10 protein-coding genes are annotated in these 16,866 nt (G+C 58.3%); 9 read left to right on the top strand and 1 reads right to left on the bottom strand.

From position 1 onward, the window contains the following. The first annotated feature begins 28 nt into the window (after positions 1 to 28). The 5 genes from DFP98_RS25130 to DFP98_RS25110 all read left to right on the top strand — a co-directional run bounded on the left by DFP98_RS25130 (position 29) and on the right by DFP98_RS25110 (position 10,043). Complete coding sequence (locus DFP98_RS25130; RefSeq protein ID WP_116063378.1) at positions 29 to 892, top strand: carbohydrate ABC transporter permease; 864 nt, start codon at positions 29 to 31, stop codon at positions 890 to 892. 4 nt (positions 893 to 896) lie between these two features. Beyond that, complete coding sequence (locus DFP98_RS25125; RefSeq protein WP_116063377.1) at positions 897 to 1,718, top strand: carbohydrate ABC transporter permease; 822 nt, start codon at positions 897 to 899, stop codon at positions 1,716 to 1,718. 52 nt (positions 1,719 to 1,770) lie between these two features. Continuing rightward, positions 1,771 to 3,609: a sensor histidine kinase gene (locus DFP98_RS25120; RefSeq protein WP_116063376.1), complete on the top strand. Its 1,839-nt coding sequence runs from the start codon at positions 1,771 to 1,773 to the stop codon at positions 3,607 to 3,609. Further along, complete coding sequence (locus tag DFP98_RS25115; RefSeq protein WP_181917931.1) at positions 3,602 to 4,669, top strand: response regulator; 1,068 nt, start codon at positions 3,602 to 3,604, stop codon at positions 4,667 to 4,669. Before DFP98_RS25120 ends, DFP98_RS25115 begins: the two co-directional genes overlap by 8 nt. Before the next feature lie 115 nt (positions 4,670 to 4,784). Then, on the top strand, positions 4,785 to 10,043 hold the full coding sequence (locus DFP98_RS25110) for a discoidin domain-containing protein (protein WP_181917930.1): 5,259 nt from the start codon (positions 4,785 to 4,787) through the stop codon (positions 10,041 to 10,043). 27 nt (positions 10,044 to 10,070) lie between these two features. Here the strand turns inward: DFP98_RS25110 and DFP98_RS25105 are convergent, their stop codons facing one another. Continuing rightward, entirely contained in the window at positions 10,071 to 11,090 is a 1,020-nt protein-coding gene (locus tag DFP98_RS25105) for an AraC family transcriptional regulator (protein WP_116063373.1), read from the bottom strand. A gap of 142 nt (positions 11,091 to 11,232) precedes the next feature. On the opposite strand from DFP98_RS25105, the gene DFP98_RS25100 reads away from it, so the two are divergent. From DFP98_RS25100 to DFP98_RS25090, 4 genes are all read left to right on the top strand, one after another. Continuing rightward, positions 11,233 to 13,704 carry a glycoside hydrolase family 38 N-terminal domain-containing protein gene (locus DFP98_RS25100; protein ID WP_116063435.1) on the top strand — a complete coding sequence of 824 codons (2,472 nt, stop codon included), beginning with the start codon at positions 11,233 to 11,235 and terminating at the stop codon, positions 13,702 to 13,704. Between the two features lie 163 nt (positions 13,705 to 13,867). Beyond that, positions 13,868 to 14,101, top strand: coding sequence for a hypothetical protein (locus tag DFP98_RS38730; RefSeq protein ID WP_147310273.1), 234 nt, complete (start codon positions 13,868 to 13,870; stop codon positions 14,099 to 14,101). 670 nt (positions 14,102 to 14,771) lie between these two features. Next, complete coding sequence (locus tag DFP98_RS25095) at positions 14,772 to 16,031, top strand: ATP-grasp domain-containing protein (RefSeq protein ID WP_116063372.1); 1,260 nt, start codon at positions 14,772 to 14,774, stop codon at positions 16,029 to 16,031. Further along, entirely contained in the window at positions 16,028 to 16,855 is an 828-nt protein-coding gene (locus DFP98_RS25090; protein WP_220377166.1) for a Rossmann-like domain-containing protein, read from the top strand. The genes DFP98_RS25095 and DFP98_RS25090 overlap by 4 nt, the downstream gene beginning before the upstream one ends. Positions 16,856 to 16,866: the final 11 nt, after the last annotated feature.

The raw sequence follows: 16,866 nt of genomic DNA, 5'->3' as shown, positions 1-16,866 counted from the left end.
CCCCTTTGCTTTGGAAAGGGTGCTTGCCATGAGTTTCATTAAACGGGAGAACTGGCTGGCGTACGTTCTGGTCGGTCCGGTGCTGCTCTTTTACGCTGTTATCTTCGTATATCCGCTTTTGCAGATGCTGCTGCTTTCCTTTCAGTCCTACGATTTTTATACGCCGCCGGAATTTACGGGGTTGGACAACTACGCCCGGTTGCTCGGCGATCGCGAGTTGCTTGCCAAATTGGGCTACACTTTGTTTTACTGGCTGATTGGACCGATTACGATCGCGGCCTCCTTCGTTACGGCGTTGCTGCTTAGCAAGCTGAACCGCGGTCAAGCGTTTTTCCGCTCCGCGTTTTACGGCACGTCGATGGCGCCGATGGTCGCGCTTGCCGTCGTGTTCATGTATTTGTTCAGTCCCAACCATGGCATCGTCAATAACGTGCTGACCGATCTGCATTTGCCGGCAGTCGAATGGCTGTACGAACCGCTGCTCGCCAAAACGGTCGTGATGTCGATTTTCTTTTTCATGAATATGGGCTTTTACACGATCTTGTTCCTGTCGGGCATCCTCGGCGTCGATCAAAGCCTGTACGCGGCCGCCTCTTTAGACGGCGCGGGACGGTGGCGCCAGGTCTGGCATATTACGTTGCCGCAAATTCGCCCGGTAATGATTTTCGCCACGATCCTGATGACGATTTCCATCTTCCAGATGTACGGTCAGATCGTCATTTTGACGAAGGGCGGCCCATTCGGCAGTACCGAAACTGTCTTTATGTACGCCATGAACAAAGCGTTCACCGATCACCAGATGGGCTACGCGGCGACGATCGTCGTCGTGCTCTCCGCTCTTCTCGGGCTGATCTCCTACGGCATACTGAAAATCGGCGAAGAAAAGGAGTGACGATATGACGACAACGACAACGCAGCGTTACGTCAGCTTTGTCCTGCTGCTGCTGGGCATCGCGTTTCTGGCTTTCCCGCTGCTCATCCTGCTGTTCTCCTCGTTTAAGCCGAATGTCGAGGTATATGCCTTTCCGTTTCGTTTTTTTCCCGAACGATGGACGATCGCCAACTATTTCAGCGCTTGGAGCAGCAATTTGGACCGCTATGCGTGGAATTCCGTCGTCACCTCGGCGATCCCGACGTTGACGTCGATCGTGTTCGGCATATTGGCGGCCTATGCGCTGGCTAAAATGTCGTTTCTCGGAAAAGGTTTGATTTTGAAGTTTATCGTACTGATGATGCTCGTCCCGCTGGATATTCTGGTCGTCCCTATGTTTCAACTGTTCAAGAGCTTTCAGCTTCTGGACACGTTGTCGGGCATTCTGATTCCGGGGCTCATGAGCGCTTTCGGCGTGTTCCTAATGAGGCAGTTCATGGTGCAAATTCCCGACGAGCTGATCGAAGCGGCACGTATCGACGGCTGCGGCTTGGCGGGGATTATCGTACGGGTGGTACTGCCCAATATCAAGCCCGGAATCGCGGTGCTCGGCATTACGACTTTTCTTTCCAACTGGAATGCGTTTACGTGGCCCTTTATTATTACAAGTGGGGACACGAACAAAACGCTGGCCGTCGGCCTGGCGAGCATGGTGACGTCAATCAACAATTTCAATCCCGGCGCGCTGCTTGCCGGTGGCGTCATCATGATCGTTCCCGTGTTCGGACTGTTTGTGCTTTTCCAGAAAAGCATCACTCAGGTGTACTTGACGGCGGGAATCAAATAATTCCACGAACCGTTCAGGCGCCTAGTCATCGGCTGGGAGGACGGAAACCGCAATGCTGACTTCGATGCGTAACCGAATGGTTCTGCTCGTGTTGTTGATGATCGTGGTGCTGACGTTAACGGTAGCTTTCATCGCGCTGCGCCATAACTATAACTCCGCCTCGGAGATGGCCGAACGCTACAATCGGCAGCTGGCGCTGGACGCGATGGAATCGCTGGACATCAAAAACAGAAAATACGGCGAGGTTTCGCTGCAGATCGTGATGAGCTCGTACGTGCAGGAGCAATTGCCCCGGTTGCTCGAAGCCGAAAAGGACGAGTCCGAATTTCTCGCTTTCAAGACGGGGTTGACCGAATTTTTGCAGCAATACTACTATACGTCCGATGAAATCGAGAGCATTCGCGTTTGGTTCGACGATAAGGCGGTGTCCGTCGGAGAGCCGCGATTAAAGAAGGGCGGATACGAGGAGCAGGCGGGCTATCAGGCAGCCAAGGCCAATCCGGCTCATCTGGCTTGGACAAGCAGCACCAACCGTACGATGTCCCAATGGCACGTTATCACGAGTTTCCACGGCAAGCTCGGTCCGAACAACGGCAGCGCGAATCCGGTCATCGGAGCGGTGGAAATCAACATGAAACCGCAGCGCTTGCTAGAGAGCATAGACAAGCTGAAGGTGATTCCCGGAGTTCGTTTGAGCTACGTAAATCGAAATGGCGAGCTGCTTTTTCGCTATCCGGAGGACGACGAGGAATTGGGAGAAAGAGCCGGCGAAGACCTTGCTTTGCTGGAAGCCTGGAAAAAGCGCGGCGGAGAGCCGCAGACGGAAGTTGCAGGGTTCAGCCAAGGAGGGCACGCGTTTTTTATCGAACGTTCCTATCTGGGTATGCATCTGATTATTGCTTATCCGGTGCAAACCTTTACCGAATACGTTTCGGTAGCCGGCCGGCAGGTGGCCTTGATCGCGCTTGTCGTGCTCCTTCTATCCGTTCTCGGCGTGGCGTACATCTCCCATATGACGACCCGACCGCTGCGCATCGTTCTGGAGGGCATAGGCAAGTTCGGCGAGGGACGGCTGGAGGAGAAGATCAGAGTGACCGGCGTACGCGAGATCGACCGAATCGGCCGAGGGCTCAACCGGATGGCTCGCCAAATCCAACAACTGCTGGACAGCCAGGTCGGGTTCAAGCAGAAGGAGCACGACCTGGAATTGAAAAGCAAGCAGGCCGAGTTAAAAGCTTTGCGCAACCAGATCAACCCCCACTTCTTGTTCAATACGCTGCAATCGATCCATTCCGTCGCGCTGCGCAAGACGGGGAAAGAAACCGAAATCAACCGGATGATCCTTCACCTGTCCAAACTTCTGAGGGAGAGCATTTATCAGATCGGGAACAACGTCACCTTGGAAAACGAGCTGAACAACTTATGGGCTTACGTCGAGCTTCAGCAATACCGCTTCAAAGGGAAATTTTACGTGAAGTGGGAGCTCGATTATTTTTCCCTTTCGCAAATCGTGCCTTGTCTCATTCTTCAGCCGATTATGGAAAACGCCATTTATCACGGAGCGAGCAGTTCCGAGCGCGATTGCGTTCTTATCGTCGTCCGAAGCGGCTTCGACGAGCGGGAGCTCGTGTTGGAGGTGCGGGACGAGGGCATCGGCATGGAGCCGGAAACATTGGAGCGTCTCCGGGAAAGCCTTGCGGAGGGCCGGGAGCCGGCGCAAGGTTCCGGCGGTGTGGGGCTGATCAATACGCATCATCGTTTGAAGTATGAATTCGGACAATCGTACGCAATGACCATCGACAGCATTCCGCATGTCGGAACGACCGTGCGAATCGTCATCCGTACGGAAGGATCAGATACGATCGGCGACGAGGGTGAAGAGAATGTATAAAGCGTTAATTGTCGACGACGAGCAAATGATTCGCGAGGACCTCCAAGATTTCGTCGGCTGGAAGGAAGCGGGTTTTACGGAGGTACATCAGGCGGGCAATGGGGCGCAGGCGCTCAAGATCGCCGCGGACATCCGCTTCGATCTGGTGCTTGCCGATATCAACATGCCCGGCATGAACGGCATCGACATGATTCGTAGGCTTCGGGAACAGGGCTGCCAAGCGGCGATGGTCGTCATTACGGCTTATGGCGAATTCGAATACGCCAAACAGGCTATCTCGCTTGGCGTTAAGGAGTACGTGCTAAAGCCGATCGATTTCGGCGAGCTGCAAGCGCTCGTCTCGCGCATAGCCGGCCAATTGCGCGCAACGACGGAGGAAGAGCGCAATCGGCAGTTTGTCCGTGAGGCCGAGCTCGCTTGCGCAGAGCTGCTGGAGTCGGCGGCCTTACTGCGACGGGAGAAAGCGGAAGAGGCGGTCGAGCGTCTGTTTGCCGCCCAGCATGCGCTATGCCAGCCGCTGGAATCCGTATTTCCGCTGCTTAGACAAACGATCGCGGAGGCGGAATCCCAATTGAATTCGCTGGATTCCTCCGGCTATGCCGTCCGGCAGGGCGTGTTCCTGGAGCTGCTGCAAAGATTGGCCGCTTGCGAATCCCGTCAAGAGGCGATAATGCTGTTCCGCCAATTGGCCGCGCATTTGACGGATGGCTACGAAGAGGCCGGAACGGCGGATCGAAGTTCGTTCAGCCATCTCAAGGCGCTGATCCGCGAACATTTGGAGGAGGACATTTCCCTGGAGTGGTTGGCACAGCGAGTCCATCGTAGCGCGAACTACTTAAGCGTCGTGTTTAAAAGAGAAACGGGCGAAAACTTCAACGAGTTTCTGATGCGCGAGAGAATGATGGTCGCGCGGCAGCTGCTCGGCAGCAAGGAACACCGGATCGTTGATGTCGGAATGATGGTCGGCTATGCCAACTACAGAAGCTTTAACCGGGCGTTCAAAAATTATTTCGGACAGTCCCCAAGCGATTATCGCAGCCAATACGGCTCCAAACCATAAAAATGTCATCCGATACAAAGGATTGTCAATTGAATCTTTTCGGGCTCTTTGGGATGATCGGGGCGTACCGCGCATTCCAATCTATGGCGGATCTACCGCCCGAAAGGAGAACGAAATGACAATCGGAGCTTTTTGGATTAGGCGCGGCTTTCCCGTGCTCCTGTCCGCTGCCTTGGCGTGGACTGCCTCTCTTCTCGGCAGCGCGGCGCCGGCGTTCGCTGCAGGAACGAACTCGCTGGAGGACGTTGCTCCTGCCAATCCCGGCGTGCGCGTCGCGACAGTCGCAGCCGCCGCTTCTTCAAGCCAGGCCGGTTACGGACCGGAGCAGGTTCGGGACGGGCTATACGGGGACGCGGCGAGCAGTTGGCGTCCGGCCGCGCAGCCGACGGCCTCCAGTCCGCAATGGATCGAGCTGGATTTGGGACAACTGCGCACGGTGGGGGCGCTGGAAGCGGCCGTGACCGACGAAGCCGGGCCGAAACAGTACGAGATTCGGGTTTCGGAGGATGGGATCCAATACGAGACGGTGGCGGCAGGGAACGTCGCGACAAGCCGGACGCTCTTCGCGCACTGGGAGCGGCTGCAGGCGCGATATGTCAGGTTGGTCGTGACCGATAGCTTCGGTCCGGACAGCCCGATCAACGAAATTACGTTGTTTCCGGATCTGCTGCCGCAGCGCGTCGGCATTCTGTCCTGTTTTCCAGATATGAGCAACTTCGGCGACTCGGGTCTGGACGCCTTGTTGGCGCAACGCCAGCAGCTCATGAACCTGTGCGTCAGCATTGCCGATCCGAACAGCCCGGGCATCAACCTGATGCCGGAGCTGATCGACGACGCTTTGTATCCCGACGGCATTCCCGACGAAGAGGTGCTGGACTATGTACGGGACCCCGACCATTATTCTTGGGCGTACGCGGACAACATGCTAAAGCGGTTTACCGACATCGGCATGGACGTGTGGCTCGGCTTCCAAGGCTTCTCCGGCAGAGCCTTTCCTTCCTTTTATTCCGAAATCAAGGACGAAATCGGCCGGACTATCGAGCATCGCGATTTTTTCAACAGCTTGCATAACGAAACCGTCATCGAAGTGGCGAAGCAGACGATGAAGCACTTCGACAGCAATCCGCACATCCGCAAATTTTCCATTCTCGGTCCGGGCTGGTTCGGCGGCATCGAGTACTATTCCGGGGCGAGTCCCGAATTGCTGGCCGTCTACAGCGATAGCGCGCAAGCCAGCTTCCGGGATTGGCTGGAAAGCGAATATGGCACGATCGGCTCCCTGAATGCCGCATGGAACGCCGGCTACGACAGCTTTGCCGAGATCTCGTCCCCGCTGCCGGACCGCAATACCCCGAATCCGGTCGACGCGAGGCCGGAGTGGGCGGATCTGATGTTCTGGAAGATGGACTATATGGATCGTTTTCTGCAAACTTACATGCAGGAGATGCGCTCGGTCTCCGACAAGCCCATTCACGTGGAAGTGGACGGCGGCTATCAAAGCGCCCCGATGGAAACCGGCGAAAGCATGGGCAAGATCGCTAGGGATTTCAGCCGATACGACAATATCATTTTCGGCAACAGCAACTTGGACGCCCCCTACGGCGTCGCGCAATATTCGGCCACGGCGCGATTCTACGGTCTTAAAGGATCGATGGACGATACGGCGCAGCCGACCGACAAGGCTCAGACCGACAACGCCTTCAATTTTCTCGGGCGCGGGGTAGACATGCTGGCTCATTCGGCGCTGGGATGGGATTACGCCGCCTTCAATGGTAACACCGGCAAATGGGATCCCGACGGGGATTACTCCGGCAACGATTTGTACCGTTACACGAAGGACAACGCCAAGAAGTTCCTGTCGATCGATCCGGAGCCGGAAGGGGCGGACGTCGTCCTGTTTAATCCTTGGTATGCGAATTTGTTCCGCCAAGGCTACGACCGCAACGATCACAATTTCGTTTACGACGGGGATCACGGCATTTCCTGGTATGGCGCTCCGTTCGCCAATTGGGCGCATTATTTGCAAACGCCCGATATTTTGGACGATTTTCCGATCGAGGACGGCGCTCTGGATCGATATAAGGTATTCATCAGCCCGAACATGGGCGTAGCGCTGACTTCAAGCGCGGCGGAAGCCAATATCCTCGATTGGATCGAGGACGGCGGCGCGTTCGTGACCTTCGGTACGAACGGATTCAACTACCGCTTGGATTTGAATACCCGTCGGGTCACCGGCGGAGACGAAGTCGACGATTGGGCGATGGGCTTGTTATCCGGGGCTCAGGCGACGCCTAGAGTTGGGACCGAGGTTCGCGTAGCCTCTACGGCGCCGGCTTGGCTGGAAGCGCTTGCTTCAGGAGCTGCCGTCAAAGTGCCCGCCGGCGACGGGACGACTCTCGCATTGGCCGCGGGTATGCTGCCGGCAAACGCCACGCCCGTGCTCGTCGACGAGGCCGGCAACGCCATTATGGTCGAACTGGCCGTCGGGTCGGGTAGCGTGCTGTTCAGCGCGTTTCCGGTTGCGGATAACGCGATGTTCAAGGACAGCTTCATGAGCCGTTTGCTATCCGATTATGCCGATTCTCGGGGCATCGAGCGGACGGTTACGGTCGATCCCGAGAAGTTCCACGCCATGGACGCCGGCGTAGACAGCTACAGCGGGAAGCGGGTCATCACAGTATCTCGCAACGCTGCGACCGATCCGAATGAACCGCTCGTCATTCGCCATTCCCCTTCGCTTGGCGATGTCGAAGCGATCATCGATTTGAACTGGGAAAAGGACGGAATGCTGGACTACACGTTCCGGCCGGGAACGACGTTCGTGCATACGCCCGGTTCCGATGGAACGGTCGCGGCCTCCGGGGCGTTGTCGGAAAGCGGAGGCGGGCAGGTCGCGACGCTGGACTTGGGCAATCTCTACTCTCTTGAAACGGTGTCCGTCGGCGTCGAAAGACCGCTGTCCGCGCTTGCCTTTGGCGAAACTTCCTTTGGGAACGGTTGGCAGGCAATGGGCCATGCGTTCGGGAGCGGTCCCGAAGCCGGTCCGGCGCCTTCGCCCGGGCAGGGGGCGATCGGCAAGACGGCGAGCACGGAACCTCGCCCTGGCGCGATCGGTAAAATCCGGAGTGCTCCGTTTACGGTGGAAGCGGACGGGCTGGGCTTCTATGCCGCCGGTTACGCGGGCAATAAACAGGCCGGTGCCCCTGCCGGAAGCGGAACTCGAATCCTCGCCGATTTCGAGACGGGCGACTGGAGCGAGCTATCGAGCGTTGATCCGGTGTTCGGCAACGCTCCGGCGAGCGGCGGCGCAGGCTGGGTGAGCGGAGGAGACGGCTACTATGCCGCATCGTCGACGGGAAGCGGTCAGAAGGGCAGCTTGCGGACGAAACCGTTCCGAATCGACCGGACAACCTTGACGTTCGATGGCGCCGGCTGGAACGGCACCTCCTATGCGCCGGGAGATTGGCCTTACAATCTTGGCAACCGCTACTATTTGCGTGATGCGGAGACGAACGCCATTTTAATGGAACAGATACCTGAGAATCGGGTGGGCGATAGCGGCACGATGAAGACTTATGCGTGGGACGTCTCCCTTTGGGCCGGGCGGGAAGTCGTGTTCGAGGCCGTCGATGCCATCGGCGATGCGGAAGCGGCCGTTTACGGCGGAGGGTTCGACTGGATCGCGGTCGACAACATTAAGCTGGCCGGCGATTCGATCGCCGTCGCGACCGGCCAGAACCGCTTCGTTCTAAAAGCGGCGAACGGCGCGGAGCTCCGCTCGGCATTTCCGCCGGATGCGGATGATTACTCAATCGTATATTGGGACGTATCGAATTTAAAAGGGGAGACGGTGTATCTCGAAGCGTCGGACGGCATGGAGGAAAGCGCAGACGGCTGGCTTGCTTTCGGCGCTCCGTTCGGCTTCGCTGTCAAGAACGGGCCGGAAGACGAATACTGGTCGTTCGAGTCCGGTACGTACGAGGACTGGACGATCTCGGGCGACGCCTTCGGCTCGGCGCCGAATTCGCGCAAACTGGGCCGGCCGCTTGGGACCGACAACGGCGACTATTGGGCGGATACGCTGGCGGCCGGCGAGGATAAGACGGGTACTCTGACGTCCAAGCCGTTTGTCGTCGAGAAACCGATTCTGTCTTTCTTAACGGCCGGGTGGGACGGTCAGGGCGGACATACCCCTCCGCTCAATTACTACGAATTGCTGGATAGCAGTGGCCAGCGGCTTAGGCTGGCGACGCCGCCGGGCCAAAGCTCCGTGCCGCTGAACCGGTTTATAGAGCAATATTGGGACGTGTCCGATCTGATTGGGCAGAGCGTCCGTTTCCGCATGGTAGACGGCGATGCCGGCGGCGGCTATGCCTGGCTCGCGCTGGACGGTATTCGTCAGTCGGATAATCACGATTTCGAGACGGGCAGCTACACCGGATGGACATCCGTCGGTCCCGCTTTCGGAAATGCGCCAGTCTCGTTGACGGGCGGAACGTCTTCCGCTTTGGGCGCGCGCGGACAACGCTGGGCTGAATCCTCCGCAGGCGGAAGCTCCGCAACGGGCACGCTAACAAGCGAGCTATTTACGCTGGAGACAGACGGGCTCGCTTTCTGGGCGGCAGGTTATTCCGATCAAGGGGCGAACGAGTACCGACTGCTGGATGCGGGCGGCCAAGTGTTGGCCAGCGTTTCGCCGCCGGATTCGGACCGCTTCGTTCCGCTGAAGCTGCAGGCGGCCGGCATTGCGGGAAGCCAGGTCCGGTTCCAGGCCGTAGACGGGAGCTCGGCGGCCAGCAACGGCTGGCTCGCCTTCGACGATTTGAACGAGCGCCGTCTGCTGCCCGATTCGCTAACGTTGCGCCTGTCCCCGGACGGCGTGCAATGGACGGACGCGGGGATGCTGGACGGAACCGGTGCGACTAGCCTGTCCTTCGCGGCCAACGACGGGAACGAGTACCGGTATGTGCAACTGACAGTATCGGGCGGTCGGATCGATTCGGGCTTCTTAAAGCAAATTCAGCTTCGCCAGCCGATCAAGTCATGGGACGACGGCGTCTTGAGTCCGTCCGGAGAGCTAGATCTCGGCCAGGCTCGTCCGACCAACCGCATGACGGTGCGTTTTGCCGGGCATCAGCCGCGTTCGTACATGCTGGAAGCGTCGTCTGACGGGCAGCTTTGGGTCGGCGTCTACCGGGTCATCGCCAATGACGCTTCCGATGATTTGCTGCAATTCCCGGCAGTCGAAGCGAGATACTGGAGAATTTCCGGAGGCGCGGCATTGGATATGCCGGCTGCCATGTCTGCCGGATATTCGCCCGAGCCGAGTCCCAATCTGACGCCTATCCCTGCTCCGACCGACGGCTCAGGCTGATCTCGCGGGATTCGCGCATCCATCCGGCTAACTCGGCCCGTCGCTTTGCTTCCGGTAGGAGGAGGGGCTGACGCCGAACCTTTTTTTGAACGCTTTGCTAAAGTAATAGAGGTCGGGGAAGCCGGCGATCTCGGCGATTTCCTTAATTAGCGGAGGCGAGGGCTCGCGCAGCAGAGCGGCCGCCTTCTCCAGACGGAGCCGGTTCATCCTCTCGATCAGGGTGATACCGGTTCTTTGTTTATACACTCGGCAGAGATGTCCGTAGCTCATATGCAGCGAAGCGGCCAACTCGGCCACGTTAAACTGCTTGCCCCGGAAATCTTCCAAGTACACCTCGATTTTTTTGATCAGCTGATCCTTCGGGCCCTCCGGCTCCTCTTGCTCGTGCCGCTCCGAACGGGCGATCGCAGCGATCTCCTCAAGCAACCGCAGCAAAATAAGCTGCAGGGACAGCGAAGATCTTCCGGCTAACGCTTCCTCGAAAAAATGCAGCAAAATTTCCCGGATGCCGTAGCGGTCCATGTACCCGCCCGGCTTCCATCTGCGCAGTCGCTCCAGCTCGGCATAGAGTCCCGATTCATTGAGTTCCGACTTCCCGCTGCCGCTGTCATCTTGACCCAAACCGCCAACATAGTCGCTCTCGTGACCGCCGCTATCGCCATCGTCCCTTAAGCTATCTGCGCAATCTTCCTCGCGGCGGTTCCCTGCGACGGAGTCCTCCGCCTGCCGAATACGCCAGCGAAAGCAGATGCCCTCGTGCGGATTGCCCTTCGTATACGTATGGGAGTGGACGAGTCCCGGCGGAATGAGGAAGAAGTCCCCTTCGTTGATCGTGACGAGCCGGTCGCGGAACCGGGTCTGCATCCGTCCGCTCAGTACATAGTTGAATTCGAACCAGGTGTGGGAATGGGGCGGGCATTTGCTGGCGCTGCCGACTTGTTCAAAAATGATATCGATCCAATCGACAACCGTATCGTTAATCCGAATTTCCCGACATAGCTTGGAGAAAACGGCAGGAAGCTCAAGCTTCCAGCGTTGAATGTCCATGATCGTCCCTCCCGGCACGAATCGCGTTTTCTATTATCCTATCATAATAGAACAACTAATGATGCGAATAGTCGATTTACCGAACGGCCGCCGCTGCGTGACAATGAGAGTGAAAGCGACTATGCGAATCGGAGGGATGATTTTGAAAAAGCTTCATCTGATCAGCAACGCCCATTTGGATCCGGTATGGCAGTGGGAGTGGGAGGAAGGAGCGGCCGCCGCCGTATCGACCTTCCGCGCCGCGGCGGATTTCTGCGAGGAATTCGACGGGTACGTGTTTAACCATAACGAGGTCATTCTCTATCAGTGGGTGGAAGAATACGAGCCGGCGCTGTTCGAGAGAATCCAGAGATTGGTCCGCGAAGGAAAATGGCACATCATGGGCGGCTGGTATTTGCAGCCGGATTGCAACATGCCTTCGGGAGAATCGTTCGTCCGCCAGATGCTGCTCGGCAAAACGTACTTCCGCGACAAGTTCGGCGTCGAGCCGACGACGGCGATTAACTTCGATTCTTTCGGCCATACGCGCGGGCTTGTCCAGATTATGCAGCAGGCAGGCTACGATTCCTACATTTTCATGCGTCCCGACGGCTTCGACAAAGCTCCCGCGCAAGAGTTCGCTTGGAAGGGCTTTAACGGCAGCGAGGTGATCGCGCACCGCATCGCGGGCGGCTACAACACGCAGTTGGGAGAGGCGCATCTCAAGATCGAACGGCTGCGGGAGGAAATTCCGGACGGATCGATGACGATGGTGCTGTGGGGCGTCGGCAACCACGGAGGCGGCCCTTCCCGCATCGATCTAAGGAAGATTCGCGAGCTGATGGACGACTCTCAAGAATGCGACATCGTGCATTCCACGCCGGAAGCCTATTTCCGTGAGGTTCGCGGCACGAAGGAATTTCTTTCTTACGAAGGGGATCTGAACCCGCGCTTTGTCGGCTGCTACACGTCGATGATCCGCATTAAGCAGAAGCACCGGCAATTAGAGAACGAGCTGTATATGACGGAGAAAATGCTGTCGACCGCCGCGCTGCAGACGGGTCTCGCCTATCCGGCGGACGATCTGCGCGAAGCGACGAAGGATTTGTTGCTGGCGGAGTTTCACGATATTTTGCCGGGCACTTCCGTACAGCCCGCCGAGGAATCGGCACTGCGCCTGCTCGATCACGGACTGGAGATTGCGGCTCGCTTGAAAGCGAGAGCGTTCTTTGCTCTTGCAGCCGGACAACCCAAAGCCGAGCTGAAGGAGTATCCGGTGCTCGTCTACAATCCGCATCCTTTTTCGGTGCGGGGCGTCTTCGAATGCGAGTTCATGCTGGAGGATCAGAACTGGAAGGACGAGTTCTCGCTGCCGGTCGTCTACCGCGACGGCGCGCGCATTCCGAGCCAGCCGGAGAAGGAGCTCAGCAGTCTGACGCTCGACTGGCGCAAGCGGGTCGTCTTCGAAGCCGAGCTCGCTCCTTCCTCGATGAACCGCTTCGATTGCCGCATCGAAATGCTGGAGCGCAAGCCGGAGCCGGAGCTACAGGCGTCGGACGGAGTCTTCCGTTTCTCGAATGGCGAGCTGTCCGTCGTCATCAACGCGGCCACCGGTCTGATCGACGAATATGCCGTCGGGGGCGAGTCGTTCCTGCTGCCGGGCGCCTTCCGGCCGATTGTCGTACAGGACAACGAGGATCCTTGGAGGATGGATACGCATGCATTCTCGCCGGATATCGGCGCTTTTACGCTGATGAAGCCGGGAGAGGGAACGGATTTTTCTGGCGTAAAAGAGAGGCTGCTGCCCTCCGTGCGGGTTATCGAGGACGGAGAAGTCCGCACGGTCGTCGAGGCTGTACTGGCTTACCGCGAGTCCGCGATCGTTCTGACCTACAAGCTGCCTAAGCAGGGAACGGAGCTCGAGGTGCACGTTCGGGTGTTCTGGAACGAGAAGGACAAGATGCTGAAGCTGTCGATTCCGACGGTGCTGCAGGACGGAGCGTACGTCGGACAGACCGCTTTCGGAGCACAGGAGCTGCCGGTTAATGGCGACGAGGCGGTCGCCCAGAAATGGGTCGCAGTCCAGTCGGAGGAAGAGAACCGGGCGGTGACTTGTATCAACAACGGCATCTACGGCTCGGATTGCCGGAACGGAGAAATGCGCCTGTCGTTGTTGAGAAGCCCGGGCTACTGCGCTCATCCGATCTATGATCGGCCATTGCTGCCGCAGGACCGCTTCTCGCCGAGAATCGATCAGGGAGAGCGGCTGTATACGTTCTGGCTCAACGCGGGACCGCTGGCGGAGAGACGCGCCGTCGTCGACCGCGAGGCCGACATGCGTAACGAGAAACCGTTCGCGCTGTCGTTCTTCCCTTCTGGCGACGGGAAGAAGCCGGGGGCCTTCGTCCGCCTTGAGGGAGGCACAGCGCAGCTTAGCGCGTTCAAGAAAGAGGAGCGCGGCGACGGCTACATCTTGAGGCTGTTCGAACCGACCGGCTCCGCGCAGACGACGAACGTGTCGATTCCGGCGCTCGGCATCCGTCACGAAGTCCGGTTGAACGGCTTCGAGATCCGCACGCTCCGCTTGGATCCCGAGGTGGGAACGCTAGAGGACGCGAAGCTGTGCGAGCGGTGAGGCATAGGGCTTGAAGCCGTTTCGAGCCGGAGACTCGAAAGGTTTGAACGGCGGTCTGAGGATATGCGGTGGTTGCGAGACGACGTGAACGACCGTCTAAGGATATGCGGTGGTTGCGAGACGACGTGAACGACCGTCAAGGATATGCGGTGGTTGCGAGACGATGCGAACGAGCGAGGTAGCCGGATGGATGGAGCGGCTAGGACGAGGCAGAGGACTCGACGGGGAGAAAGCTTACCCTGCGAGTCCTCTTATTCTACGTTGTCCGGTGCTGCAAGCTCGCTGGTTCGGCTTAGAGTGTGCGAAAGACGAGAATGCGTGGCTGCAAGCTCGCTGGTTCGGCTTAGAGTGTGCGAAAGACGAGAATGTGCGCTGTAAGCTCGCTGGTTCGGCTTAGAGTGTGCGAAAGGCGGGAATGCGTGCTGCAAGCTCACTGGTTCGGCTTAGAGTGTGCGAAAGGCGGGAATGCGTGCTGCAAGCTCGCTGGTTGGGCTTAGAGTGTGCAAAAGGCGGGAATGCGTGCTGTAAGCTTGCTGGTTCGGCTTAGAGTGTGCGAAAGACGAGAATGTGCGCTGTAAGCTCGCTGGTTCGGCTTAGAGTGTGCGAAAGACGAGAATGTGCGCTGTAAGCTCGCTGGTTCGGCTTAGAGTGTGCGAAAGGCGGGAATGTGCGCTGCAAGCTCGCTGGTTCGGCTTAGAGTGTGCGAAAGGCGGGAATGCGTGCTGCAAGCTCACTGGTTCGGCTTAGAGTGTGCGAAAGATGAGAATGCGTGCTGCAAGCTCGCTGGTTCGGCTTAGAGTGTGCAAAGGACGAGAATGTGCGCTGTAAGCTCGCTGGTTCGGCTTAGAGTGTGCGAAAAGATGAGAATGCATGCTGCAAGCTCGCTGGTTCGGCTTAGAAATTACTGCAAGTCGCAAAATCCCCGCCAGAGAAACCGTTTCGCCGACGTCGCCTATCCTCAAGGTTAGCTCTAAATTTCTTTCTAGCAAACAATTGACAATCATTCTCACAGCATTGTATACTTCGTTTTAATCGTAATAATTACGAATAAAACCAAGGAGGATACGATGGCACATCTTTTAATGATCGAAAGCTGGGTCGGGGCGAGCGGTGTTCTGCTGCCGCCGCTTCTGAAGGAGATGGGGCACAGCTACACGTTTGTGACGCGCAGGCCCGCGCATTACGGGAGCTCGTTCAGCGGGGAGGCCCATCCGGTTTTCCGGTATGCGGACGAGGTGCTCGAAGTGGAGACAAACGACGTTCCGAGCTTGATCGAACGGCTGAGGTCGTACCGTTTCGACGGCGTCATAACGGTATGCGATTACTACATCGAAACGGCAGTGGAGGTCGCCCGGGCGCTTGGTCTTCCTTGTCCGTTTCCGCGGGAGGTGAAGAAGGCGAGGCAGAAGCATCTGATGCGGCAGGCGCTGGATCTTGCGGGAGTGGACAATCCGCGCTATCGCCTCGTCTACGGGTGGGACGAGGCGGAGAAGGCTGCGGATGCGATCGGCTATCCTCTCGTGCTCAAGCCGGTGGATTTGGCCTCCAGCGCGTTCGTCCGCTTGATCCGCAGCGGCGATGAGCTGAAGGAGGCTTATCGGGCGCTCGAAGCGTTCCCGCTCAATTTCCGGGATCAGCCGCGCGAGCCCGCGTATTTGCTTGAGGAGTACATGGACGGCGAGGAGATCAGCGTTGAGAGCGTAAGCCGCGACGGCGACGCGATGATTCTCGGCATTACGGACAAGTCGGTGACCGGCGCTCCTTATTTTATCGAGAACGGCCATATGTTCCCGGCAAAGCTCGACGCAGCGACGGAAGAGGCGGTGAAGCGGTATGTCCGAAGCGCCTTGCAGGCTGTCGGCTTCGATCGCGGCATCGCTCATACGGAGGTCAAGCTGACTTCCCGGGGACCGCGAGTTGTCGAGATCAACCCTAGAACGGCTGGCAACTACATAGTGGAATTGATCGAAAGGGTAACGGGCGTCGATCTGCTGCGCTGCTTCGTCGAACTGTCCCTCGGTCTCGCTCCTTCCATCTCTCCGGCAGACACCGGCATCGCGAGCGCCGCAGTCATGTTCCTCGTCCCTCCGCAGGGCGGAACCGTGGCGCGCATCGAAGGACTTGGCACGCTGGACGCCGACGAGCGCATCGTCCGCCATACGATTGCGGATTGCGCGGGCAAGGCGGTCGCCGCTCCGATCGACAACGCCTGTTATCTGGGACACGCGATCGCCGAGGACAAAGCGGGACCTAACGCCAGAAGGTATGCGGAAGCGGCGCTTGAACGCCTCGCTATCCGTTTCGAGCCGGAAGGGAGTCGTGCGTGAAGCGGCGGTTGATAGTCGACAGCGGGGCGGTAGAAGAGCTGCGGGAAGAAATTTTAGCGGGAAAATGGGGGACGGCGCCGGAGAATCTGCCGGTAACCGGAGCCTCTTATATATACCAGACGACGCAGTTCCCGTCCTCGCCGACCAAGTATCGCAATCACTACCTGCTGCTGAGATCGGAAGGTTATTTCGGAGCATGCTCGCATACGGAAGAGCAATCGGACGGCAGCGTCGCGGAACGGCTGTCGGGGCTATCGCTTGCCGACGCGCTGCGCGACGAGAAGCTGCCCGTGCGGATCGCGGCAATGGATGCGTATTTGGGCGTCGTCCTCCCGCATGCCGAGCACTGCTCCCGCATGTCGGAGATCGCCGCCGGGACGCCGATCGCCAAAGCTAGACAGCGCGACGCACGGATCGCGGATATGGCCTTCATATCGCCCGGACAGAACGTGGCGCTGATCGGTGTGGTCAATCCTTTGGCGGAGGCCGTCCGGGAGCGCGGCGGCAACTGTCTGCCCTGCGACCTGCAATTGGAGGTCACGCAGTGGGGAGAAGCGGTGGAGAAGGATATGGAGAAGGTGCTCGACCGCGCGGATAACGTGATCTGCACAGGCATGACGCTGGGCAACGGAACGTTCGGCCGGGTGCTGGAGCGCGTGCGGGAAAAGCGGATTCCGTTGACCGTGTACGCTCAGACGGGGAGCGCAATCGTCGCGCGATTCGTCGGCCGGGGCGTAACAGCGCTGCTCGCCGAGCCGTTCCCGTTCACGCAGTTCAGCGCGGGAGCTACGCAGGTGTACGGTTACGAGCTCAGTGGAAAATAAGATCATGAATG

Source organism: Cohnella phaseoli, from assembly GCF_003386235.1.
GTDB lineage: Bacteria > Bacillota > Bacilli > Paenibacillales > Paenibacillaceae > Cohnella > Cohnella phaseoli.
This window is presented reverse-complemented; position numbering and strand designations above follow the sequence as displayed.